Source organism: Streptomyces sp. CLCI03 (assembly GCF_053615355.1).
The window spans coordinates 5,184,033-5,205,997 of the sequence record NZ_CM132132.1 but is presented as its reverse complement, the minus strand read 5'-3'; the positions used below and the strand labels follow the sequence as shown (position 1 = coordinate 5,205,997).

Sequence of the window (21,965 nt, the reverse complement as noted above, 5' to 3'; positions counted from 1 at the left end):
GTACCCCGGCAGTAGGGTCCGGCGCGTGCCGTACCACGCCTCGCGCCGAAACCTGCTCGCTGCGGCCGCCATGGTCGCCGTCACGGCCGCCGGGGCGGCTTCCGCCGCGGTCGGCCCCCGCCCCCACCACACCCCCGACGACGCGCGGCCCCCGAGCCGCCGCCCCGGCCGGGCGCGGCTGCGCGCCCTTCTGGACCGGATGAGCCTCGACGAGAAGATCGGGCAGCTCTTCGTCTCCCGGGCCTACGGGCATTCGGCGACCGATCCCGATCCGGCGGACGCCGAGCAGAACCTGGCCGCCTTCGGTGTGCGCACCGCCGCCGAAGTGGTCTCCCGCTACCACCTCGGCGGGGTCATCTACTTCGCCTGGGCCCACAACACCCGCGACCCGCGGCAGATCGCCGCGCTCTCGGTCGGGCTCCAGCAGACCGCCCTGACCGCCGGTGCCCGGATCCCCCTCCTGCTCTCCACCGACCAGGAGCACGGCGCCGTCGCCCGGATCGGCAAGCCCGCGACCCTGCTCCCGGGGGCGATGGCGCTCGGCGCGGCCGGCTCCACCGCCCACGCCCGGCGGGCCGCGCACATCGCGGGCTCCGAGCTGGCCGCCATGGGCATCCGGCAGGACTACGCGCCGGTGGCCGACGTGAATGTCAATCCGGCCAATCCGGTGATCGGCGTACGGTCCTTCGGCTCCGACCCGCGGGCCGTGGCGGAGCTCGTCGCCGCCCAGGTCCGCGGCTACCAGGGGGCGGGGATCGCCGCCACCGCCAAGCACTTCCCCGGCCACGGGGACACCGAGACCGACAGCCATGTCGGGCTGCCGGTGATGCGGCACACCCGGGCCGCCTGGGAGGAGACGGACGAGCCGCCCTTCCGGGCCGCGGTGGAGGCGGGCGTGGACGCCATCATGACGGCGCACATCGTCTTCCCCGCGCTCGATCCCTCGGGGGACCCGGCGACCCTCTCCCGACCGATCGTCACCGGTCTGCTGCGCGAACGCCTCGGTTTCGAGGGGGTGGTGGTCACCGACGCCCTGGACATGGCCGGGGTCCGCCAGAAGTACGGGAACGACCGCGTGCCCGTCCTGGCCCTGCTGGCGGGCTGCGACCAGCTGCTGAACGCACCGGACCTGGCGCTCGCGCAGCGCAGCGTGCGGGCGGCCGTCGAGTCGGGCGAGCTGACGGAGGCACGCGTCGAGGAATCGGTGTTGCGGATCCTGGAGCTGAAGGCCCGCCGGGGCCTGTTCGACGAGGCCTACACCACGGGCCGGGACGTGGACGCCGTCGTGGGCGCGCAGGAGCATCTCGACGCCGCCGACGCGATCGCGGCGGCCACGACGACCCTGCTGGCCAACCCCCGCGGGCTGGTGCCGTTCGATGCGACGGCCGGGCCACGCCTGCTGGTCACCGGGACGGACCCGGTCTCCCCCACGGGTACCACCGGCCCCCCTACGGCCGTACTGGCTCGGGAGCTGACCGCCCTGGGCTGCCGGGCCACGGCGGTGCCGCCGGCCCGCGCCGTGGCCGCCGCGGCCGGTCACGCGGCCGTGCTGGTGTGCACGTACAACGTCCCGGAGGGGACGAGTCCGCAGCGCACGCTGGTGACGGACCTGATCGCGACCGGTGTCCCGGTCGTCACCCTGGCCGTCCGCAACCCGTACGACCCGGCCCGGCTGCCGACCTGCGCGGCCGAGCTGGCGACGTACGCGTGGACGGACGTGGAGATGCGGGCGGCGGCCCGGGTGCTCACCGGGGCGCTGCGGCCCGCCGGCCGCCTTCCCGTCCCGGTGCCGGGCCGCTACCCGCTGGGCCACGGGCTGACGCGCTGATCGCTCAGGCGCCCGCCCGCGGCCCTCGGCTCATGGCTCGCGGCTCACGGCTCACGGCTCGCGCGTCCGGTCCGTCCCGGTCCCCCGGTCCGTCCCGGTCTCCCGGTCACGGCCGCAGCTGCGGCTCGCGCTCCAGGTCACGGCGGTCGAGCTCCGCGTCGGGCGCCGCCAGCGGCGCCGCCTTGCCCGTGTCGGCGAGCGCGGCGGCCGGGGCCACCCCGGCCCACTGGAGGATCTTCGCGGTGGCGAGGGCCTTCTCGCCGTCCATCAGCTTGGCGACGTTCGCCCCGTGGTTGGCGCCGGGCGCGATCATCACGTAGCTGTCGCGGACGTTGTAGCCGAGGCGGAACGGTTCGGCGCCCCACGGGTCGTTCTGCCCGTAGACGAAGAGCATCTGGTGGGCGTTGTCGCGCACCCACCGGTCCACGTCCGCCATCGCCCCCGGCTGGAAGGTCATGGGGATGTCGCGGGGCACGAAGTTGCGCGGCGGCTGGTAGCCGTAGCGGCTCAGGCCCTTCAGGTGCGGGAGCTTGATGTCCGGGGAACCGAGCTGCGTACCGGCCTGGTAGTAGTACGGCGTGTACGTCTCCAGTCCCTGGTCGGTGTAGGCCGAGAAGCCGGAGATCCCGTCGATCGAGTCCCAGATCTCCTGGTCGCTCGCGGTGGCGGCGGCCGGGATCGAGGCGCAGTCGGCGAGCAGGCTGTACTGCCAGAAGGCCCACACGTAGTCGAGGACGACGGCCTCGTAGGCCTTGTCGAGGTCGCCGACGGTGGTGAAGGTCCAGCCGTTCTCGGCGGCGGCGACCGCGTACTTGGCCTCCAGCGGCGCACGGCGCACGAGCGCCTCGCGCTGGACCGCGTTCAGCTTGTCGCGGCACTCCTTGGTGCCGACCTTGGCGAAGAACCGGTCGTAGGCCGAGTCCTCGTCGTTGACGACGTCGTTGGGCGCGACGTACGCGACGACACCGTCCATGTCGCGCGGGTAGAAGCGCTCGTAGTACGTCGCCGTCATGCCGCCCTTGCTGCCGCCCGTGGCCAGCCAGTTCTTCTTGTAGATCTTCTTCAGCGCGGTGAAGAGGCGGTGCTGGTCACTGGCGGCCTGCCAGATGTCCAGGTTCGACCAGTTGGCCGGGTCGGGACGGGAGGGTGTGAAGAATCGATACTCCAGAGAGACCTGGTTGCCGTCGACGATGGTCGTCGGCTCACTGCGGCGCGGGCTGGTGCTGACGTTGTAGCCGGAGGTGTAGAACACCGACGGCCGCGAGACGTCCTTGTGCAACAGGGTCAGGCGCTGCTTGAAGGTGCCCTTCCACGGCTGCCGGTGGTCCACCGGCTGCTCGTAGTTCAGCACGAAGAAGCGGTAGCCGGGGTACGGCTTCTCCTCGATCAGGCTCATCCCGGGAATGCCGAGGATCTGGTCCTTGATGTCCGTGGCGGCCGCGGGCTGCGCGGCTGTGGCCGCTTGCGCCGTGGAGCCGGCCGCACCCACGGTGCCGATGAGCACCACGAGCGACAGCAGCCATCCGAGCGTCTTGCGCATTCACCCTCCCCTTGAGTTCACTTCGGTCGCCGTGAACCTAGCTGGGCGAACGCGCCGGTGAACAGACCTAGTTGGGCCTGTCCGTCAGCACAGGATCCAGCCGGAATCCGCGGATCCGGCCCCTACGCTCCCCTTTACATACACGCAGCGGTTGATCGCGCCCACCGTGACGGGCCCGGCGTAGTGCGTGAATCGCCCGTCCTCGCGCACGGGGACCCCGCCACGCGGCTGGACGCTCACCGCCATCCGGCGCCGCTCGCCTGGAACCCGCGCCACGGTCATCGCGCAGGCCTGGTTGCGGCTCTTGTAGACCCGCACCTCACCCGTCTCGAACGTCACCGTCCGGGCCAGCCTGCCCCCGCAGCTCTCGGTCGCGGCCCGCGCCGCCGGCGGCGTGAACAGCCCGCCCGCGCACAGCCACAGCGCCGCCGTGAGAACCCCCAGGGACGCGACCCGGCGGCCGCGCCTCCTCCACCCCTGCAACACCCTGTCCCCCGATCGGTCGTACGTACGGAGCACGCACGCACGTACGACATCCGAACCCCCCGGATGGTTGCCGCGCGCAAGGGTCCGACCCCGGATCCGACCCGCACGAGGTCGGCCACCCTCCCTCGTACGGGTGCATCCGTCACTTCCCCGCGGGAGAGGGGAAGTTCGCACCCGGGCAGGCGATTACGCTAGGTGACCCGTACCCCGCTCGCCGTCACCGCAGCCGTGCTGCGGCCGTGAAAGGCCCTGAGATGACCGACGACCTGCTCGACCGCAAGCTGGCGCGCGCCTTCACGCACCTGGACGCCGACCGGAGCGGCGTGATCGACGCCGACGACATCATCGCGCTCGGCTCCCGGCTGCTGACGGCCCTCGCGGAGCCGGCCGGCTCGCCCAAGGCGGAACTGGTGATGGGTGGTCTGGCCGACTTCTGGCAGGACCTGTTCACCGAGCTGGACATCGACCGGGACGGCAAGGTCACGCCGGAGGAGTACAAGCAGGGCATGACCCGCCTGTACGCGCAGGGCGGGCCCGCCTACGACCGCTCGTTCCGGCCGATGATGCGGGCGATCCTGACGATCGTCGACACCGACGGCGACGGATTCATCAGCCCGCAGGAGTTCCACCGGGCGCAGGAGGCCTTCGACACGCGGCTGAGCCCCGCCGACACGGAGGCGCTGTTCCGTCGCATCGACGCGAACGGGGACGGCTGCCTCACCGTCGACGAACTGCTCGACGCGGTACGCGAGTACTACACCGGCACCGACGAGGACGCCCCGGGGAACCTGCTGTTCGGCGAGTTCTGATCCCGGGGCGTCCCTGAGGGCGGGTGGTTCAGGCCGCGGCGTGCTCGTCCTCGCCGACGAAGGTGCGCCACAGCTCGGCGTACCGGCCGCCGCGCGCCAGGAGTTCGGTGTGGGTGCCGTCCTCGATCACCCGGCCGCGGTCCATGACCACGACCCGGTCGGCGCGCGCCGCGGTGGTCAGCCGGTGCGCGACCACCAGGGTGGTGCGCTTGCCGGCGAGCCGGTCGGTGGCCTGGTTGACCTGGGCCTCGGTGGCCAGGTCGAGGGCGGCGGTGGCCTCGTCGAGCAGCAGCACGTCCGGGTCGACGAGTTCGGCCCGGGCCAGTGCGATCAGCTGGCGCTGGCCCGCGGAGAGGTTGCGGCCGCGCTCGGCGACGGTGTGCAGGTAGCCGCCGTCGAGGGTGGCGATCATGTCGTGGGCGCCGACCGCGCGGGCGGCGGCCTCCACCTCGGCGTCGCTCGCCTCGGGGTGCCCGTAGGCGATGGCGTCACGGACGGTCCCCGGGAAGAGGTAGGCCTCCTGGGGGACGACGCCCAACCGGTGGCGGTACGCCGTCAGGTCCAGCTCCCGTATGTCCGCGCCGTCGGCGGTGACCCGGCCGGAGGTCGGATCGTAGAACCGGGCCACCATCTTGACCAGCGTGGACTTCCCGGCTCCGGTCTCGCCGACGAAGGCGACGGTCTGGCCGGCGGGTATCCGCAGGCTGATCCCGGCCAGGGCCTCGCCCTTCTCGCCCCGTTCCTCGGCCGTGCCGTACTGGAAGCGGACGTCCTCGAAGGCGATCTCCCCGCCGAGCGATTCCACCGCGCGCGGCCGCTCGGGCAGCGGGGTGGTGGTGGGCTCGCGCAGCAGCCCCTGGATGCGGCCGAGGGCGACCGTGGCCTGCTGGTAGCCGTCGAAGACCTGGGAGAGCTGCTGGACGGGCGCGAAGAACAGGTCGATGTAGAGCAGGTAGGCGACCAGCGCGCCGGTGGTGAGCGTGCCGGCCTCCACGCGACCCGCGCCGACGATCAGCACGGCGGCGGCGGCCCCCGAGGACAGCAGCTGCACGAAGGGGAAGTAGACGGAAATCAGCCACTGGCCGCGGACCCGGGCCTCGCGGTAGGAGTGGCTGCGCTCGGCGAAGCGCTTGGCGCCCGAGCCCTCGCGGCGGAAGGCCTGGACGATGCGCAGGCCCGAGACGGACTCCTGGAGGTCGGCGTTGACCAGGCTGACCCGGTCGCGGGCGAGCTCGTAGGCGGCGACGGACCTGCGGCGGAACACGATCGTGCCGACGACCAGAACGGGCAGGGTCGCGAAGACGATCAGCGCGAGCTCGACGTCGAGGACGAGCAGCGCGATCAGGATGCCGAAGAAGGTGAAGACGGAGACCACGGCGGTGACGAGCCCGGTCTGCAGGAAGGAACTGAGCGAGTCCACGTCGGTGGTCATCCGGGTCATGATCTTGCCGGTCAGCTCGCGCTCGTAGTAGTCGAGGCCGAGGCGCTGGAGCTGGGCGAAGATCTTGACGCGCAGGGCGTACAGCACGCGCTCGCCGGTACGGCCCGTCATCCGGGTCTCGGCGAACTGCGCGGCCCACTGCGCGACGACGACGGCGAGGGCGAGCCCGGCGGCCACCCAGACGGCGCCGAGCACGGCCTGCTCCACGCCCTGGTCGATGCCGTGCCGGATCAGGATCGGCAGCAGCAGCCCGGCCCCCGCGTCGGCGGCGACGAGCCCGAGGCTGATGGCGAGCGGCGCCCAGAACCCGTGGAGCAGGCGCCGCAGGCCGTAGCTCTCCTCGGCGGCCGCGGCGCGGGTCTCGTCCACCTCGGGCAGGTCGTCGGCGGGCGGCAGCGCGGCCACCTGCGCGAGCAGTTCGGGGGTGGCGGGCATGCCGGCGACGGACCCGGCCATGGAATGCCCGGCTCCGGGCGCGCCGCCCGCGGCGGCGGGGGCACCGGGAACGGGGGCGCCGGGGGCGCCGTCGGGCTCGTCCTGGCGGCGCCACAGCTCGGGGGTGACCCCGCCCGCGACGCGACGCTTGGCGTTGACGGGCTCCGAGTCGATCTCGGCTTCCAGCTCGATGCCGCGTTCGAGGTCCCGGTCGAGCTCGCGCTCGAACTCGGTCATCACCCGGGCGTCCGGGGTCCGCGGCGAGGCGGCGCCGAGCGCGTCCGGGTCGGTGAGCAGCCTGCGGTAGAGCGCGGACCGGCTCTCCAGCTGCTCGTGCGTCCCGATGTCGGCGAGCCGCCCACGGTCGAGTACGGCGATCCGGTCGGCCAGCGCGAGCGTGGAGCGGCGGTGGGCGATCAGCAGGGTGGTCCGGCCCGCCATGACGGAGCGCAGGGCCTCGTGGATCTCGTGCTCGACACGGGCGTCGACGGCGGAGGTGGCGTCGTCGAGGAGCAGCAGCCTCGGGTCGGTGAGGATGGCGCGGGCGAGGGCGATGCGCTGGCGCTGGCCGCCGGACAGGGTGAGTCCCTGCTCGCCGACCTTGGTGTCGTACCCGGCGGGCAGGGCCTGGATGAACCCCTCGGCCTGGGCGGCGCGCGCGGCGGCCTCGATCTGTTCCTCGGTGGCGCCGGGGTGCCCGTAGGCGATGTTGGCGCGGATGGTGTCGGAGAAGAGGAAGGAGTCCTCGGGGACCAGGCCGATCGCGCCGCGCAGGGAGTCGTAGGTCAGCTCGCGGACGTCGTGGCCGCCGACGCGGACGGCGCCGCCGTCGGCGTCGTAGAAGCGGGGCAGCAGGAGCGCGACGGTGGACTTGCCGCTGCCGGAGGAGCCGACGACGGCGACGGTCTCGCCCTGCGCCACGGAGAGCGAGAACCCGTCGAGGACCGGCCGCCCGGGGTCGTAGCCGAAGCGGACGTCGTCGAACTCGACGGTGGCGGGCGCGTCGGCGGGCAGTTCGTGGGTGCCCTCGTGGATCTCGGGCTCGGTGTCGATGAGCTCGAAGACGCGCTCCACACCGGCCCGGGCCTGCTGTCCGACGGTGAGGACCATGGCGAGCATGCGGACGGGTCCGACGAGCTGGGCGAGGTAGGTGGAGAAGGCGACGAAGGTGCCGAGGGTGACCTGGCCGTTGGTGGCCAGCCAGCCGCCGAGGGCCAGCATGGCGACCTGGGCGAGCGCGGGGACGGCCTGGAGGGCGGGGGTGTAGCGCGAGTTGAGCCGGATGGTCCGCATCCGGCCGGCGAACAGCCGGCGGCCGGCCGCGCGCAGCTTGCCGGTCTCCTGCGCCTCCTGGCCGAAGCCCTTGACGACGCGGACGCCGGTCACGGCCCCGTCGACGACGGTCGCGACGGCGGCGGCCTGGCCCTGGGCCCACCAGGTGGCGGGGAAGAGCTTCTTGCGGCTGCGCTTGGCGATGAACCACAGGGCGGGGGCCATGAGCAGGGCGACGACGGTCAGCAGCGGCGAGAGCCAGAGCATGATCCCGAGGGACATCCCGAAGAGCAGGAAGTTCCCGATCGTCATGGGCAGCATGAAGAGCAGGCCCTGGATCAGCTGGAGGTCGCTGGTGGCGCGGCCGACGACCTGACCGGTGTTCAGCTCGTCCTGCCGGCGCCCGTCGAGGCGGGCGATCGTGGCGTACATGTCGGTGCGCAGGTCGTGCTGCACGTCGAGGGCGAGGCGCCCGCCGTAGTACCTGCGGATGTAGGTGAACACGTACACGAGCAGGGCCGCGGCTATGAGTATCCCGGCCCAGGGCGCCATGGGCTTGGTGCGGTCCCCGATGACGTCATCGATGATCACCTTGGTGACCAGCGGCACGACCGCCATGACGGCCATACCGGCCAGCGAGGAGCCGAGCGCGAGCAGCACATTGGTCCTGTACCGCCAGGTGTAGGCCGCCAGCCGCTTGCCCCAGCCCTGTTTCTCCCCAGCCGCTGTCTTAGCCGCCGCCACGTGAGGCCTCCCCGTTCGTCCTGTCCTGCCGGAAGCGCCAACGCTCCGACCGGCGGATTTCATCCCGCCGCAACAATCGCACTGTCGTACGGCGGGGGCGCGCGGGCCGCGTCCGACCGGGGCGCGGAGGCGGTCCGGAGCCGGTGTGGACGCGGCGGGGAGGCAGGGCGGGCCGCAGGAGCGGGCCCTGTCAAGCCACGACTTTCCGGATCTGTGAGGGACGGGTCGCGCTGCCGATGCTGGAGGTCGGCCGCCCGCCGATCGCGGTGGCGCAGCGAAGGGATCGAGGACCATGTCCACTCACCACGAACACCGGACCGGCGGCACCTTCGTGCAACGCACGGTCCGCACCGTCGTCCCGTACGTGACCGCGTTCCTCATCGCGCTGCTCGCGGCGAAGATCGTCGGCCTGCTGACGGAGAACCCGTGGGCCCGGCTGGGTACGGCGCTGGGCGTGGCCGTGGTCAGCCTCCTCCTCCACACCTACGAGGGCGAGGAGGAGGACGAGGACGGGCGGCATGGGCACTGAAAGATCAGGTGTGGTGACCCTCAGTACACGCGATCGTGGCGGCCCCGGCCGAGGCGCCGGTCAGGGGGTGGGGAGCGGCTTCACCACAGGGGGCTTCTCCAGCGGCTTGTTCTCGCAGCCGAGCGCGTCGGTGACACGGCGGGTCATGAGGTACGTGAGGGTCATCCGCCGGTCCTTACCCGCCTGATCCACCGGATCCGTCCCGGTGGCCGGCATGGATGAGAAATAGGCGTCCCCCGAGAACCACACGTTCCGCGACTGCGCTCCGAGTTCACCAGGCAGATCGCACTGGACGAGCAGCGTGGAGCTGGACCCGCTGGTGACACCGCTCGCACCGTTCAGTTCGTAGGACACTCCGTCGGAAGGGGGCCCGGGAGGTACCCGGGGGGACCAGCCGAAGGAGAAGGTCGCACTGACGGCGCGGCGCTCGTCTTCCACCCGGTAGCTGCATGCGGTGTTGAAGTACGAGTTCTTGCCCGGCCGCATGCCCGGCAATGCCTGTTTCACCTTGTCCGCCAGCACGCTCTCGGACCTGTGGGTCTTCGTCTCGAAGTCCGCGGTGCCGAGGATCTCCCGCACGAGCGCCTCTTCCTCCGAAGCGGCGCCGATCCCGCACAGGTCGGCCTTCGCCTCGGGCTCGCCCGAGGTGCACGACGCCAGCGCCGCCACACAGACGAGCGCGGCCGCCGAACGTCCGAGGGTCTTGATCACGTCACGGCATGAGGTGTGCACGAGCTGCGTCCCGTCCCGAGGTGAACCCCTCGCCGGCTTCGTTCTTGGCGTGAGTGAACGCGGGGTCGCCGCCGACGTTCCGCTGGCGTCCCCACGCATCGAACATTTCGTTGGTGCCTTCCACGCCCGCCGCGTAGTTCTTGCTGGAATCCTGCTTGCTCTGCGCCTCGGCCTCGTCCTTGACGCCTTCGACCCACTCGTACTTGAGCGAGTCGATCAGTGAACCACCGACCGTGCCCACGACCGGGATCTCGCCGATGAGCCCGTTCGCAGCGGCAGCCGTGTGTTCGGACGTGCCTTCCGCCCACTTGACCTGGTCGTCTTCCTTGTCCTTGTAGACGTCGGCGCCGATGCCGTTGAGCGCGCCGCTGGCCGCTCCGATGCCATGGGCGCGATTGTCCCAGTCGGCGCTCACACCGTGCAGGTCACCCTTGTACGGCGCGGCGGTCGCGAGCTGCTCCGCCGAGTAGGCCCGCTCCGCCTCGACCAGCAGGGCGTAGGACGGGCCGTCGTCCGCGATGCCGCGCATCACGCGGATCAGGCTGCCCTGGCCCACCGCGATCTGGGCCTTGTCGCCCGATCCGTGGATCGCGTCGCTGCCACCGACGCCACCCAGGTCGGAGTTCTGGCCGCCCAGGATCTCGTGGGTGTCGGCCACGTAGTCGACCAGCGCCTTCGCCATCGGCTGTTGCAGGCCTTCCAGGTCCTCCGGGAACTCGTCCCCGCCCATCTCGTCGTCAAGGAGGCGGATGGCGTTGTGCATCACGCGGGCCTGGCCCTCGGTGTGCGGGCCCGGCTCTCCCAGCTTCTCGCCGTCCGTGTGGCCCGTGGCCGCCGCCTGGATCGCGGCGCCCAGGCCTGCCGTCTTGTCGCCGTCCATCTCGATCGGCTGTCCGACGCCGGTCGAGATCCAGGGGTCGGGCATGTCCCGGTCGGTGAGCATGTACTTCAGGTGCTCGTTCTTGTTGCCCGGCGCTTCGGGGTCGAGGAAGTACGTCGCCGAGTCGGGGTCCTTGGCCATGATGCCCAGCAGGCCGTCCAGCGGGTCCGAGACCAGGTTCGGGCGCTGGGAGTCGTAGGCGTGGTCGTACATGTGCGGCTTCGACTTCTCGGCCTCGATCATGCCGTCGCCGAGGTCGTTGAGGAACTGCTTGCCGTAGCCGCTGCCGTTCGCCATCACCGTGACGAGCGCCTGGTAGCCGTACGTCGGCCGCAGGCCCTTGGCGACGAGTTCCGGGCCCTGTTCCTTGAGCCCGTCGACGAACGGCTTGTAGGCGTAGCCGGTCGGATCCTTGGTGCCCGAGGCGATCGTCCCCGCGAGGCCGGAATTGATCGACTCGTAGAGCTTCTTCTCGGCCGCCGACGCGCCGCGGTCGTTGGACGCCAGGTTCATCTGGTCCGCCAGCAGCAGGGTGTCCTTCGGCCCCAGCGCGTGCAGGTATGCCTCGCCGAAGTGCGCGTCCCCGGAGTTCTGTTTGAGGACGTCGTTGTAGTGCCGCAGCTCCTCCGGGGAGGCCTTGCCGTCACGGATCTTCTGGGTGAGGGCCAGCGCCTCCACGGCCTCGACGTCGTTGACGGGCTTCGAGTTGAAGCCGAACATCGCCGTGCCGTCCGCGCCCGACGCGTTCAGCAGAGCGACCTTGACGTCCTCGTCGAACTCCGTCACCGCCTTGACCGTGTCCGAGATCTTGCTTGTCCAGGACTGCTCGATCCCGGGGAGGTCGGGGTCGTGGCGGATCGCGTTCACGGAGGCCGGGTCGGCCTTGCTGAAGTCGTAGCTCGCGATGCCGGCGTCCGACACCTTCATGCCGGCGGTCTTGGCGTCCGCCACGGCCGACACCACGCGGGCCTTGAGGTCCGTGAACCGGGCATGGGCGTCGCGCAGCAGCGACTCCATGGCCAGGGCCTCCTTCTGCGCGGCTCCGTACTCCTGGCGCGTCATGGCGGACTGGGTGGCGGCGGCCTGCTGGCTGGAACCCATCCAGCCGTTGCCCGAGGAGACGCTCTGGACCTCGTCCTTGTAGACGTCCTCCATGGTCTTGAGCTGCGTCGCCATGGCTTTCCAGCCGTCGGCGGCGGTGGTGAGCGCGGAGAGGTCCGTCTGCATGACCTCGGCGTAGTTCGGCATGTCTTCCCTTGGTAGAGCCCTGTGGCCTTCTAGTGGAGTCCGGTGACCTTGGACTGCACCGGCTGGAAGCTGCTGCCCGTCAGCTGATCGGTTCCCGACAGGAGCGTCGAAGCCCCGCGCAGGCCCGTCTTCTCCGAGTTCAGCCGTGCCATGAGGCGCTTCACCTGGTCGTCCCAGTGCGTGTGCGCCTTCGACAGGCCTGCCGCCGTGTCCCAGCCGCTGAAGGCCTTGACCGCGCTCTTGGTGGGCTCGTCGGCCGCGTCGGCCGCCTTCGTGGTGCCGGGCTGCAGGACGTTCTCGATGGTGTTGGCCGCCTTCTTCTTCTCGGGCGGGGTGATGGCCAGTACCCCGTACCCGGCACCGGCGCCGGGCGCCGGGGAGCCACCCTGGTCGGCGGGGAGCTGGTTCAGCCGCATCTGCGGCGACGAGACGCCGGCCGTGGCCTGCTTCTGTTGGGCCCACTCCTGCTCGAACGACACCGTTCCCCCTCGTCACCCGCCCGAATCTGATCACGCATACCCTACGAGTCACCCGGGCGGGGCCCTAAAGGTGAGTGGGGGCGAACATCTTGAGCTTGGCCGAAAGCAGCAGTACCGAAGGCCCGGGAGTGCCGAGGGATGCTTTCAGATCGTCCTTCAAGGACTCCGGGGTGGTGGTGGCGGCCGGGACGCCGAAGGACAGGGCCAGGGCCACGAAGTCGGGGCCGGCCAGCCGGGTGCCGGCCTCGCAGCCGTACTCGCGCAGGATGCCGTAGCCGCCGTCGTCCACGATCAGCCAGGTGACGTCGAGGTCGTGCTGCTTCGCCGTGGCCAGGTCCGCGACGGAGTACATCGCGCCGCCGTCGCCGGACACCGCGAGCACCGGGGTGTCCGGTTCGGCGACGCACGCGCCGAGGGCCGCCGGGAAGGCGTATCCGAGACCGCCCGCGCCCTGGGCCGAGTGCATGGTGTTGGGGTGCTTCGGGTCGAAGGCGGACCAGGCCCAGTAGGACAGGATCGTCATGTCCCAGAAGGACGGGGAACGGGCCGGGAGGGCGGCCCGGATCGAGCCGAGGAGTTCCTGTTCGAGAGCCAGGTCCTGGGTGGCGAGGCGGGCCGCGATGTCCGCGAGGAGCAGGCGGACGCGCTCCGGCGCGGACGGGTCCGGGCGCTCGGCCACCGTCTCCAGCAGGGCCTGCAGCGCCAGGCGGGCGTCCGCGTGGATGCCGAGGCCGGCGTGGTTCGACTCCAGCTTGCCGAGGTCCGCGTCGATCTGGACGACCCGGCCCGTCGGGAAGAAGGTGTGGTAGTTCGAGGAGAGCTCACCGAGGCCCGAGCCGACCACCAGCAGGACGTCCGCGTCCTCCAGGAAGTCGGTCATGTGACGGTCCTCCAGCCAGGACTGGAGGGACAGCGGGTGGGTCCACGGGAAGGCGCCCTTGCCGCCGAAGGTGGTGACGACGGGCGCGTTCAGCCGCTCGGCGAGCTGCTTGAGCTTGCGCGCCGCGTCCGAGCGGACGACCCCGCCACCCGCGATGATCACCGGGCGGGTGGCGTTCTCCAGCCAGTGGGCGGCGAGCGCCGTGAGCTCGGGCCGCGGCGCGAGCTCGTGCGGGGTCGCGTCCACGCCGGTGACCTGCGGGACGATCGTCTCGGCCCGCAGTACGTCCTCCGGGATCTCCACGAACACCGGGCCGTGCGGGGCGGTCAGCGCCGATTCCCAGGCCTCGGCGATCACGGAGGGGATCTGGGAGGGCGTACGGACCGTGTGGACGGATTTCACCACGTCCCGGAACGACGCCGACTGGTCCCGCAGCTCGTGCAGGTGCCCGCGCCGCCCGCCGCCCAGGCCCGCCACCGGGACCTGGGAGGAGATCGCGAGGACCGGGGCCGAGGCGGCCGCCGCCTCCGCCAGGGCGGGCAGCGCCATGAGCGCGCCCGGGCCGGTGGACAGCAGCAGCGGCACCGCCTCGCCCGTGATCCGGCCGTACGCGTCGGCCGCGAAGCCCGCGTTGTTCTCCGTACGCAGCCCCACGAGGCGCAGGTCGGAGCGGCCGACCGCGTCGAAGAGGGCGAGCGCGTGCTGCCCCGGCAGACCGAAGACGGTGGTCGCGCCGAGGCCGCGGAGCGTTTCCACGACCAGGTCCCCGCCCGTCCGCCCCGGCGGCGGCGCGAGCGCGGCCGCCTTCTGGGCTTCGGTGGGACGGAGTACCAGGTCGTGGTCGTGCGTCACTTCGCTTACTTGCCCTTCGCCTGCGCGATCTGTCGCGACATGATCGTCGTCAGCTCGTACGCGGTGTGCGAGGCCGCGACCGAGGTGATCTCGGCGTGATCGTACGCCGGGGCGACCTCGACGACGTCGGCGGAAACGAGGTTGCAGGAGGACAGGCCGCGGATGATCTCCAGCAGCTCGCGGGAGGTCATGCCGCCCGCCTCCGGGGTGCCCGTGCCGGGCGCGTGCGCCGGGTCGAGCACGTCGATGTCGATGGAGATGTACAGCGGGCGGTCGCCGATGCGCTGGCGCAGCTGGTCGGCCACCTCGTCGGCGCCACGGCGGTAGACGTCGGCCGAGGTGACGATGCCGAAGCCCATCTTGGCGTCGTCGTCCAGGTCCTGCTTGCCGTACAGCGGGCCGCGGGTACCGACGTGGGAGAGCGCCTCGGTGTCGAGGATGCCCTCCTCGACGGCGCGGCGGAACGGGGTGCCGTGGGTGTACTCGGCGCCGAAGTAGGTGTCCCAGGTGTCCAGGTGCGCGTCGAAGTGGAGCAGCGCGACCGGGCCGTGCTTCTTCGCGACGGAGCGGAGCAGCGGGAGGGCGATGGTGTGGTCGCCGCCCAGGGTCATCAGGCGGGAGCCGGCACCGAGCAGCTCGTCGGCGGCGGCCTCGACCGTCTCGACGGCCTCGTTGATGTTGAAGGGGTTCACCGCGATGTCACCGGCGTCGGCGACCTGGGCGAGCGCGAACGGGGAGGCGTCCTGGGCCGGGTTGTACGGGCGCAGCAGGCGCGAGGCCTCGCGGATGGCGTTGCCGCCGAAGCGGGCGCCGGGGCGGTAGGACACGCCGGAGTCGAAGGGCACGCCGACGACGGCGACGTCGGCGGAGCCGACCTCGTCGAGGCGGGGCAGACGGGCGAAGGTCGCCGGGCCCGCGTAGCGCGGGATACGGGAGGAGTCGACGGGGCCGCGCGGCTGCGTGCTCATGGCTGTGCCTCTTTCTCTGGCCTGACGTGTGCGGTACTTCGAGCGTAAGCGGGCCACCCAGGGGTGGGGAGTGTACGTTTCATCCATCTGACAGTGCTGAAATGTACGGAGCATCCATGACCGCCGGCCCCCGTGATCCCGAGGACGGCCACGGCCCCGCCGGGGAGCCGCTCACCCCACCGGCACCGCTCACCCCACCGGTACCGCTCTCCGCGCTGCTCGGCGACCGGGAGCTCGGCCTGCGCCACCTCGCCGGGCCGGCCACGGCCGGGGTGCACGGGGTGCACGCCTCCGAGATGCCCGACCCCTCCCCCTACCTGCTCGGCGGCGAGCTGCTGCTGACCGCCGGGGCGGGTCCCGCCGAGGACCCCGACGGCTACGTGGCCCGGCTGGCCGGGGCGGGGGCGGCCGCGCTCGGCTTCGGCGTGGCCCCGGTGCACGAGGAGGTCCCGGCCGCGCTGGCCGAGGCCTGCGCCCGGCACGGGCTGCCGCTGCTGGAGGTGCCGCCGCGGACCCCCTTCTCGGCGGTCGCCCGCGCGGTGGGACGGCTGCTGGCGGAGGCCCGGACGCGGGAGCTGCGCCGGGTCACCGAGGCCCAGCAGGCCTTGGCGGCGGCCGCTGCCCGCCCCGATCCGGTCCCGGCGGTGCTGGCCAGGCTCGCGGCGAGCCTGGGCGGCTCGGTCGCCCTGTGGCCCGGCGGCCGGGCGGCGGGCCCCGAGCTGCCGGCTCCGGCCTGGGAGGCCCTGTCCGCGCTGCTGACCCGGGTCGGTCGCGAGGGCGGGCCCGCCACCGCCACCGACCGGGCGGGCGGACACCACCTGGCCGCCTACGCCCTGGCCGGGCGGGCGGCCCTGGGCACGGCGACCCCGGTCCGCGCGCCCGGCGACCACACCGTGGCCTCGGTGGCCGCCGTCCTGCTGACCCTGCTCACCGCCGAACGGCCCGCCGGGGCGGAGGCGGCGGCCCTGACCCGGCTGCTGCTCGACGGGGATCCGGCCGAAGCCCTGGCGGCCGGGCCCTGGTACGCCGTCCACGCCCGCGGGACCGGGGATCCACAGGCCCTCGCGGCCGCGCTGGGCACCGTACTGCTGGACCCGTACGAGGGCGGCGTACGGCTGCTCACGGACCGGGAGCCCGCCGCGCAGCCCGGCTGGCGGCTCGGGGTGAGCGCCCCGGCCGCCCCCTCCGGGCTGGCCACGGCCGACGCCCAGGCGGAGCGGGCCGTGCGGCGGGCGGAGGCGGCCCGCACCCCGCTGGCCCACCACAGCGACCCCGGCTTCGCGGGCCTGGTCGGGGAGGCCGAGGCCCGCGCCCACGCCGAGGCCCTGCTGGGGCCGCTCCCCCCCGCCCTGCGGGAGACCCTGCGCGGCTGGCTGGCCCACCACGGCAACTGGGACCGCACGGCGGCGGCCCTAGGCGTGCACCGCAACACCGTCCGGCAGCGCGTCGGCCGCGCCGCGGAACTGCTGGACCGTGACCTGGACGACCCTGACGTGCGGATGGAGCTGTGGTTCGCGCTGCGGACCACCGACCGCGGCCCGGTTCAGCCGGGGTAGTCGTCCGGCGGCCTGAAGGAGGCGAGCATCTCCAGGAAGCGGGCGGAGCCGGTGATCACGCTCGGCTCCCTGCTGCCGGGCGGCGCGGGATCGACGTCGACCGACTCGATGCCGTCCTCGCCGATCCACAGCAGGCGCGAACTCAGGCGGTACTCCTCGGGGGCGTCCTGCCACATCTTCCGCACGAGCGGGCCGTAGGCGATGACGCAGGTGTGCAGTTCCGGCCCTTCCACCGCCCACAGCATCAGGTGCCCGTGGTAGGGGACCATCGCGAGGATGCCCAGCGGCGCCGGGCGGTCGATCAGGTCGACGGCGCGCAGGAGGTGGGTGGAGGTCCATCCGCCGTCGGCCTCGACGTTCACCAGCGGGTTCGCGTCCTCGTTGTACTGGAGCGAGACGGGCGCGGCGTCGAGGTTGGTCATGGCCGCGGCCCAGACCTCGGAGCGGTCCACCCGCCAGGAGTCGAACTGCTCCGGCGGGACGGGTGCGGAGAGGGAGCCGCCCACCTGGATCACCACGACGGCCGCGAGCTCCTCGGTGAGGGCGACCGCCAGCGCGTGGCGCTCGGTGACCGCGTCGACGGTCACCAGCCTCGGCATGAGCAGGTTGCGGACCTCGGTGAAGCCGGCGCGTTCCAGTTCGCGGCGGCGCTCGGCGAGCCGCTGTTTCTGGTTCAGGAAGGAGACGGTGGCCGACCGCCAGTTCGCGTGCGGCAGCGCGCGGACCAGCTCGGCGATCTCGGCCAGGTCCAGCGGGGCGCCGGTCTGCCCCTCGGCGGCGAGCGAGAGGTGGCGGTGCTCCCCGAAGCGCATGGGCGGCCCGCTCGTGTTCCCGTCCAGGAAGACATCGTTCAGAAGGGCCTCGAAGGCGTGCCAGTCGGCGGGACCGAACCATGCGCACCACGGTGGCACCGGCGAAGGATCCGGCTCCCCACCGGGCCCCCCGCTCTGCCCCCTGTCCTGTCCCCCGCCCACACCCGAACCGGCCTTTTTCGCTCTCCGGAAAAGTGGCATGCCGGGCAGGTTAGGGGAGGGCGAATCGGTACGTGAGACCACGAACAAGGCATTCTTGAGCACATTCCGGCCACGGAGGCGCGGACGAGCCCCTTCCGCCGAGGTCACCTCGGGGGCGCGTCGGGGCACCTCGGAGGCGCCACAGGATCGCCCGCGGGGCCCGACCGAGGGGCCGCCGTACGGGCCGCCCCGCGCGGGCGAGGGTGAGGCACCCCACCCTTTCCACGGCGTCTCCACTCTGGACAGCCAGTTTGACTGGCCGGTAACTTATGCTGAGCAAGCGCTTAGGCATGGCGGCGGACCGCCGCGACCGAAGGGAGCCGGCTGTGCGCCGTACCGTTTTCAACGAGGACCACGAGGCATTCCGCGAGACCATTCGCGCCTTCATCGAGGCCGAGGTCGTCCCGGTCTACGACGAGTGGTTCGCAGCCGGTCAGGCGCCGCGCGACTTCTACTACAAGCTCGGCGAGCTCGGCGTCTTCGGGATCAACGTGCCGGAGGAGTTCGGCGGCGCGGGCCTGGACACCCACAAGTTCGAGGCCGTCCTCTACGAAGAGACCTCCCGCGCGGGCGTCAACTTCGGCGGCTCCGGCGTGCACGTGCTGCTCGCCCTCCCCTACATCAAGATGCTGGCCGACATCGAGCAGAAGAAGCGCTTCCTGCCGAAGTTCGTCTCCGGCGAGGAGATGTGGGCCCTCGCCATGACCGAGCCGGGCACCGGCTCCGACGTCGCGGGCATGAAGACCACCGCCAAGCTCTCCGAGGACGGCACGCACTACGTCCTCAACGGCTCCAAGACCTTCATCACCGGTGGCGTCCACGCCGACCGCGTGATCGTCTGCGCCCGCACCTCCGCCCCGTCGGCCGAGGACCGCCGCTTCGGCATCTCCCTCTTCGCCGTGGACACCAAGTCCGAGGGCTACTCCATCGGCCGCAAGCTCGACAAGCTGGGCCTGAAGACCTCCGACACCGCCGAGCTGGCGTTCGTCGACGTGAAGGTCCCGGTCGAGGACCTGCTCGGCGAGGAGGGCAAGGGCTTCTACTACCTCGGCCACAACCTGGCCTCCGAGCGCTGGGGCATCGCCTTCGGCGCCTACGCCCAGGCCGCCGCGGCCGTCCGCTTCGCCCAGCAGTACGTCACGGAGCGCACCGTCTTCGGCAAGCCCGTCGCGCACTTCCAGAACACCAAGTTCGAACTGGCCGCCTGCCAGGCCGAGGTGGACGCCGCGCAGGCCGTCGCCGACCGCGCCCTGGACGCCCTGGACGCCGGCGAGCTGACCCCGGCCGAGGCCGCCTCCGCCAAGCTGTTCTGCACCGAGGTCGCGCACCGCGTCATCGACCGCTGCCTCCAGCTGCACGGCGGCTACGGCTACATGAACGAGTACCCGATCGCCCGCCTGTACGCCGACAACCGCGTGAACCGCATCTACGGCGGCACCAGCGAGATCATGAAGTCCATCATCGCCAAGTCCATGGGCCTGTAGGGAATCCGGGCACCTACCCTTCCCCCATGAACGACGCACTGACGACGCTCCTCGATCTGCTCGACCTGGAGCAGATCGAGGAGAACATCTTCCGCGGTACCAGCCGGCCTTCGCTGGTACCGCGCGTCTTCGGCGGCCAGGTCGCGGCCCAGGCCCTGGTCGCGGCCGGCCGGACCGTCCCCGCGGACCGCACCGCGCACTCGCTGCACTCCTACTTCCTGCGCACCGGGGACACCTCCGCGCCCATCGTCTACTCGGTGGACCGGATCCGCGACGGGCGTTCCTTCACCACGCGCCGCGTCGTCGCCGTCCAGCACGGCCAGCCGATCTTCCACCTCTCCGCGTCCTTCCAGAAGTACGAGGACGGCCTCGACCACCAGGTCGCCATGCCGTCCGCGCCGGACCCGGAGTCCCTGCCCACCGCGGCCGAGTCGCTGCCCGCGTACCGCGAGATCTTCCGCGACCCCGGCACGGTGGAGCGACTGATCGAGACGCGGGAGGCGGTGGACCTGCGCTACGCGACGACCCCGCCCTGGGGCAGCGTCGGCGAGCCGGTGGAGCCGCGCTCGCAGGTGTGGTTCCGTACGGCCGGCAAGCTGGAGAGCGACGATCCGCTGCTGCACACCTGCCTGGCCACCTACGTCTCCGACATGACCCTGCTGGACTCGGTGCTGCTCGCGCACGGCCGGGGCGGCTGGGCGGTGGGCGACGTCGTCGGCGCCTCCCTGGACCACGCCATGTGGTTCCACCGGCCGTTCCGCGCGGACGAGTGGCTGCTGTACGACCAGGAGTCGCCCTCGGCGGCCGCGGGCCGGGGCCTCGGCCAGGCCCGCATCTGGACGCAGGACGGCCGGCTGGCCGTGACGGTCATCCAGGAGGGTGTCGTACGCGTCCCGCGCGCGTGACCTCCGCCCGGTCGCTCAGTCCCACCAGAACCCCCAGTGGTTGCTACCGGTGACCGCCTCGTCGGCGTAGGCACGGATGGTCCCGGAGCCCTGCCAGATGTTGTCGGGCGAGAAGGCGAAGTGCTCCGCGGCGACGGGGAGCGCGTGGGCGGTCGTACGCGGCGGGGCCGCCACGGACACGTGGAGCTCGTCGAAGCCGAGGGCGACGACGCGGGCGCCGAAGCGGTCCTCCCAGGAGCGCAGGACGGTGCTGATGAGGGCGGTGTCGTTCTCGAAGTTGGTCGGCCCGCCCCAGCCCACGGCGGTGGGTACGTCCGCCCCGCGGCCGGCGGGGACCAGGGCGAGCCGCGGGCTCGGCAGGACACCGCTCGCGATCAGCGCGTCCGCGAGCTCGCAGGCCAGGGCGTCGGGATCGTCAGACCCGTCCTCGCCGTCCGGCCCGTCGGGCCCGTCCGGCCCCTTCGACCCCTTCGGCCCGTCCTCGGCGAGGCCGGGCCAGTCGCTGCCGAAGGGCGCGACGATCTCACCGCCGTCCTCCCCCTCCCCCTCTTCAGGATCGGGGACCACTCGGCTCCAGAACTCGCGCAGCACCGGCTCGACGTGGTGGTCGTCGGGGTCGGACATCCGCTCCGGCGAGAACTCCCCGTCCTGCCACCACCGTTCGAGCCCGCGCCGCCCCTGGAACAGCACGGCCTGCAGCCCGGCGGCGGCGAGCGCCGGACTCCGGTGAGCGGCGAGCGCACCGACCCCCACGGCCTCGTCGGACACCCACAGCAAGGGCTCGGGCTCCCTCCACCACCCCCGCCGACCGGGTCTGTCGATGAGCGCACCGGGCGGCAACTCCAGCCCGATGGAGCCCCCTTGGGGATCCTCGGCCAGGACGGACAGCGGGGTGCGCACCTTCGAAGACTTCGCCATGGGCCGACCGTAACCACGGCCACTGACAACCGGCGGCGGCGAGACTTCCCCGCTCCGGAGCACGCCCGGCCGGGGCTTCTCCGTGTCCGGTGCGGCTACGCGTCCGGTGCGGCTACGCGTCCGGTGCGGCTACGCGTCCGTCAGGCCCGCCGCGTCCAGGATGTACGCCACCATCGGGTCGTAGAAGCGCGGGTCGCGGACGTGGTCGTCCAGGGGGATCGTCACCTGGACGGTGCCTTCCGCCTCGCCGATGAACAGCGCCGGGTCGTTGCAGTCCGCGTAGCCCACCGCGTCCAGGCCGCGCTGCGCCGCGCAGCCCGCCCAGCCGTGGTCCGCGACGACCAGGTCCGGCAGCGGGCGGTTCTCCGCCGCGAGGCCGTCCAGGATCGCGGCCATCGGCTCCGGCGAGTGGGTGTGCCACAGCGTCGCGCCGCGCTCCAGGACCGCGACGTCCGCGAACTGCCACACCGAGCCCTCGTCGGCCACCAGGCCCCGGGGGATGACGACGATCTCGCAGCCCGCCGCCCGCAGGGCCGCCGCCGTGGCGCGGTGGACGTCCAGCAGGCCGCCCGGGTGGCCGGTCGCGAAGAGCACGCTCTGCCGGTCCGCCGCCGCCTTGCGCAGTCTCGCCGCCAGGCGGTCCAGGCCGGCCACGGTCAGTTCGGGGTCGATGGTGTCCTGACCGAACCGGAACGCCGGGTCGTCCACCACCCCGCACCGCTCCGCCATCACCGCGAGCACGTCCTGCTCGTCCGTCCAGCGGTCGCCCAGTTCCAGGCCGAGCCAGTAGTGCCGGTCTCCGTTGGCGAGCTTGCGGTAGTGGCTGAGGTTGTTGTCGCGCGGCGTGGCGACCTCGCCCGCGATCCGCGTGCGGACCAAGTGGTCGATGAGCTCGGCGCGGGTGGGTACGGGCGTCTCTATCGGCTTCGACATACGGGCCATTCTGCCGCCGCCGGGCCGCAGACG

The 21,965-nt window shown here is 72.3% G+C and carries 17 protein-coding genes; 6 read left to right on the top strand and 11 right to left on the bottom strand.

Annotation, left to right across the window (positions count from 1 at the left end; all coding sequences use genetic code 11):
- Positions 1-70 precede the first annotated feature (70 nt).
- Positions 71-1,828 carry a glycoside hydrolase family 3 protein gene (locus ACWG52_RS24020; protein WP_390141235.1) on the top strand — a complete coding sequence of 586 codons (1,758 nt, stop codon included), beginning with the start codon at positions 71-73 and terminating at the stop codon, positions 1,826-1,828.
- 106 nt (positions 1,829-1,934) lie between these two features.
- Here the strand turns inward: ACWG52_RS24020 and ACWG52_RS24015 are convergent, their stop codons facing one another.
- Both ACWG52_RS24015 and ACWG52_RS24010 read right to left on the bottom strand, forming a co-directional pair.
- Positions 1,935-3,368, bottom strand: a complete 1,434-nt coding sequence (locus ACWG52_RS24015; protein WP_389811494.1) for a S28 family serine protease — start codon at positions 3,366-3,368, stop codon at positions 1,935-1,937.
- A gap of 84 nt (positions 3,369-3,452) precedes the next feature.
- Positions 3,453-3,707, bottom strand: coding sequence for a hypothetical protein (locus ACWG52_RS24010; RefSeq protein WP_389811491.1), 255 nt, complete (start codon positions 3,705-3,707; stop codon positions 3,453-3,455).
- 401 nt (positions 3,708-4,108) lie between these two features.
- Here ACWG52_RS24010 and ACWG52_RS24005 point away from each other — a divergent pair, with 401 nt between their 5' ends.
- Entirely contained in the window at positions 4,109-4,663 is a 555-nt protein-coding gene (locus ACWG52_RS24005; protein WP_389811489.1) for an EF-hand domain-containing protein, read from the top strand.
- A 28-nt stretch (positions 4,664-4,691) separates the two neighbouring features.
- Here ACWG52_RS24005 and ACWG52_RS24000 read toward each other — a convergent pair whose 3' ends face one another.
- A complete protein-coding gene (locus ACWG52_RS24000) occupies positions 4,692-8,555 on the bottom strand; it encodes an ABC transporter ATP-binding protein (protein WP_390141208.1) in 3,864 nt (1,287 codons plus the stop codon).
- A 292-nt stretch (positions 8,556-8,847) separates the two neighbouring features.
- On the opposite strand from ACWG52_RS24000, the gene ACWG52_RS23995 reads away from it, so the two are divergent.
- Positions 8,848-9,084, top strand: coding sequence for a hypothetical protein (locus ACWG52_RS23995; RefSeq protein ID WP_389811484.1), 237 nt, complete (start codon positions 8,848-8,850; stop codon positions 9,082-9,084).
- A 60-nt stretch (positions 9,085-9,144) separates the two neighbouring features.
- On the opposite strand, the gene ACWG52_RS23990 is transcribed toward ACWG52_RS23995, so the two are convergent.
- From ACWG52_RS23990 to speB, 5 genes are all read right to left on the bottom strand, one after another.
- Complete coding sequence (locus ACWG52_RS23990) at positions 9,145-9,795, bottom strand: hypothetical protein (protein ID WP_389811481.1); 651 nt, start codon at positions 9,793-9,795, stop codon at positions 9,145-9,147.
- 1 nt (position 9,796) lies between these two features.
- Positions 9,797-11,944, bottom strand: coding sequence for a hypothetical protein (locus tag ACWG52_RS23985; RefSeq protein ID WP_389811479.1), 2,148 nt, complete (start codon positions 11,942-11,944; stop codon positions 9,797-9,799).
- 29 nt (positions 11,945-11,973) lie between these two features.
- On the bottom strand, positions 11,974-12,423 hold the full coding sequence (locus tag ACWG52_RS23980) for a hypothetical protein (RefSeq protein ID WP_389811476.1): 450 nt from the start codon (positions 12,421-12,423) through the stop codon (positions 11,974-11,976).
- Between the two features lie 64 nt (positions 12,424-12,487).
- Positions 12,488-14,155 carry a thiamine pyrophosphate-binding protein gene (locus ACWG52_RS23975; RefSeq protein ID WP_453125859.1) on the bottom strand — a complete coding sequence of 556 codons (1,668 nt, stop codon included), beginning with the start codon at positions 14,153-14,155 and terminating at the stop codon, positions 12,488-12,490.
- Positions 14,156-14,160: 5 nt separating this feature from the next.
- Entirely contained in the window at positions 14,161-15,123 is a 963-nt protein-coding gene (gene speB, locus ACWG52_RS23970) for an agmatinase (protein WP_030013156.1), read from the bottom strand.
- Between the two features lie 116 nt (positions 15,124-15,239).
- Between speB and ACWG52_RS23965 the strand changes: the two genes are divergently transcribed.
- Complete coding sequence (locus tag ACWG52_RS23965; protein WP_389811470.1) at positions 15,240-16,679, top strand: helix-turn-helix domain-containing protein; 1,440 nt, start codon at positions 15,240-15,242, stop codon at positions 16,677-16,679.
- On the opposite strand, the gene ACWG52_RS23960 is transcribed toward ACWG52_RS23965, so the two are convergent.
- Positions 16,667-17,590, bottom strand: coding sequence for a hypothetical protein (locus tag ACWG52_RS23960; RefSeq protein WP_389811468.1), 924 nt, complete (start codon positions 17,588-17,590; stop codon positions 16,667-16,669). The two genes, ACWG52_RS23965 and ACWG52_RS23960, sit on opposite strands and share 13 nt — an antisense overlap.
- 428 nt (positions 17,591-18,018) lie before the next feature.
- Here ACWG52_RS23960 and ACWG52_RS23955 point away from each other — a divergent pair, with 428 nt between their 5' ends.
- Both ACWG52_RS23955 and tesB read left to right on the top strand, forming a co-directional pair.
- Positions 18,019-19,176: an acyl-CoA dehydrogenase family protein gene (locus ACWG52_RS23955; protein WP_033222345.1), complete on the top strand. Its 1,158-nt coding sequence runs from the start codon at positions 18,019-18,021 to the stop codon at positions 19,174-19,176.
- A gap of 26 nt (positions 19,177-19,202) precedes the next feature.
- Complete coding sequence (tesB, locus tag ACWG52_RS23950) at positions 19,203-20,081, top strand: acyl-CoA thioesterase II (protein WP_389811464.1); 879 nt, start codon at positions 19,203-19,205, stop codon at positions 20,079-20,081.
- Positions 20,082-20,096: 15 nt separating this feature from the next.
- Here tesB and ACWG52_RS23945 read toward each other — a convergent pair whose 3' ends face one another.
- Together ACWG52_RS23945 and ACWG52_RS23940 are read right to left on the bottom strand one after the other, a co-directional pair.
- On the bottom strand, positions 20,097-20,999 hold the full coding sequence (locus ACWG52_RS23945; RefSeq protein WP_389811461.1) for a DUF4253 domain-containing protein: 903 nt from the start codon (positions 20,997-20,999) through the stop codon (positions 20,097-20,099).
- 129 nt (positions 21,000-21,128) lie between these two features.
- Entirely contained in the window at positions 21,129-21,941 is an 813-nt protein-coding gene (locus ACWG52_RS23940) for a phosphatase (protein ID WP_389811459.1), read from the bottom strand.
- Positions 21,942-21,965: the final 24 nt, after the last annotated feature.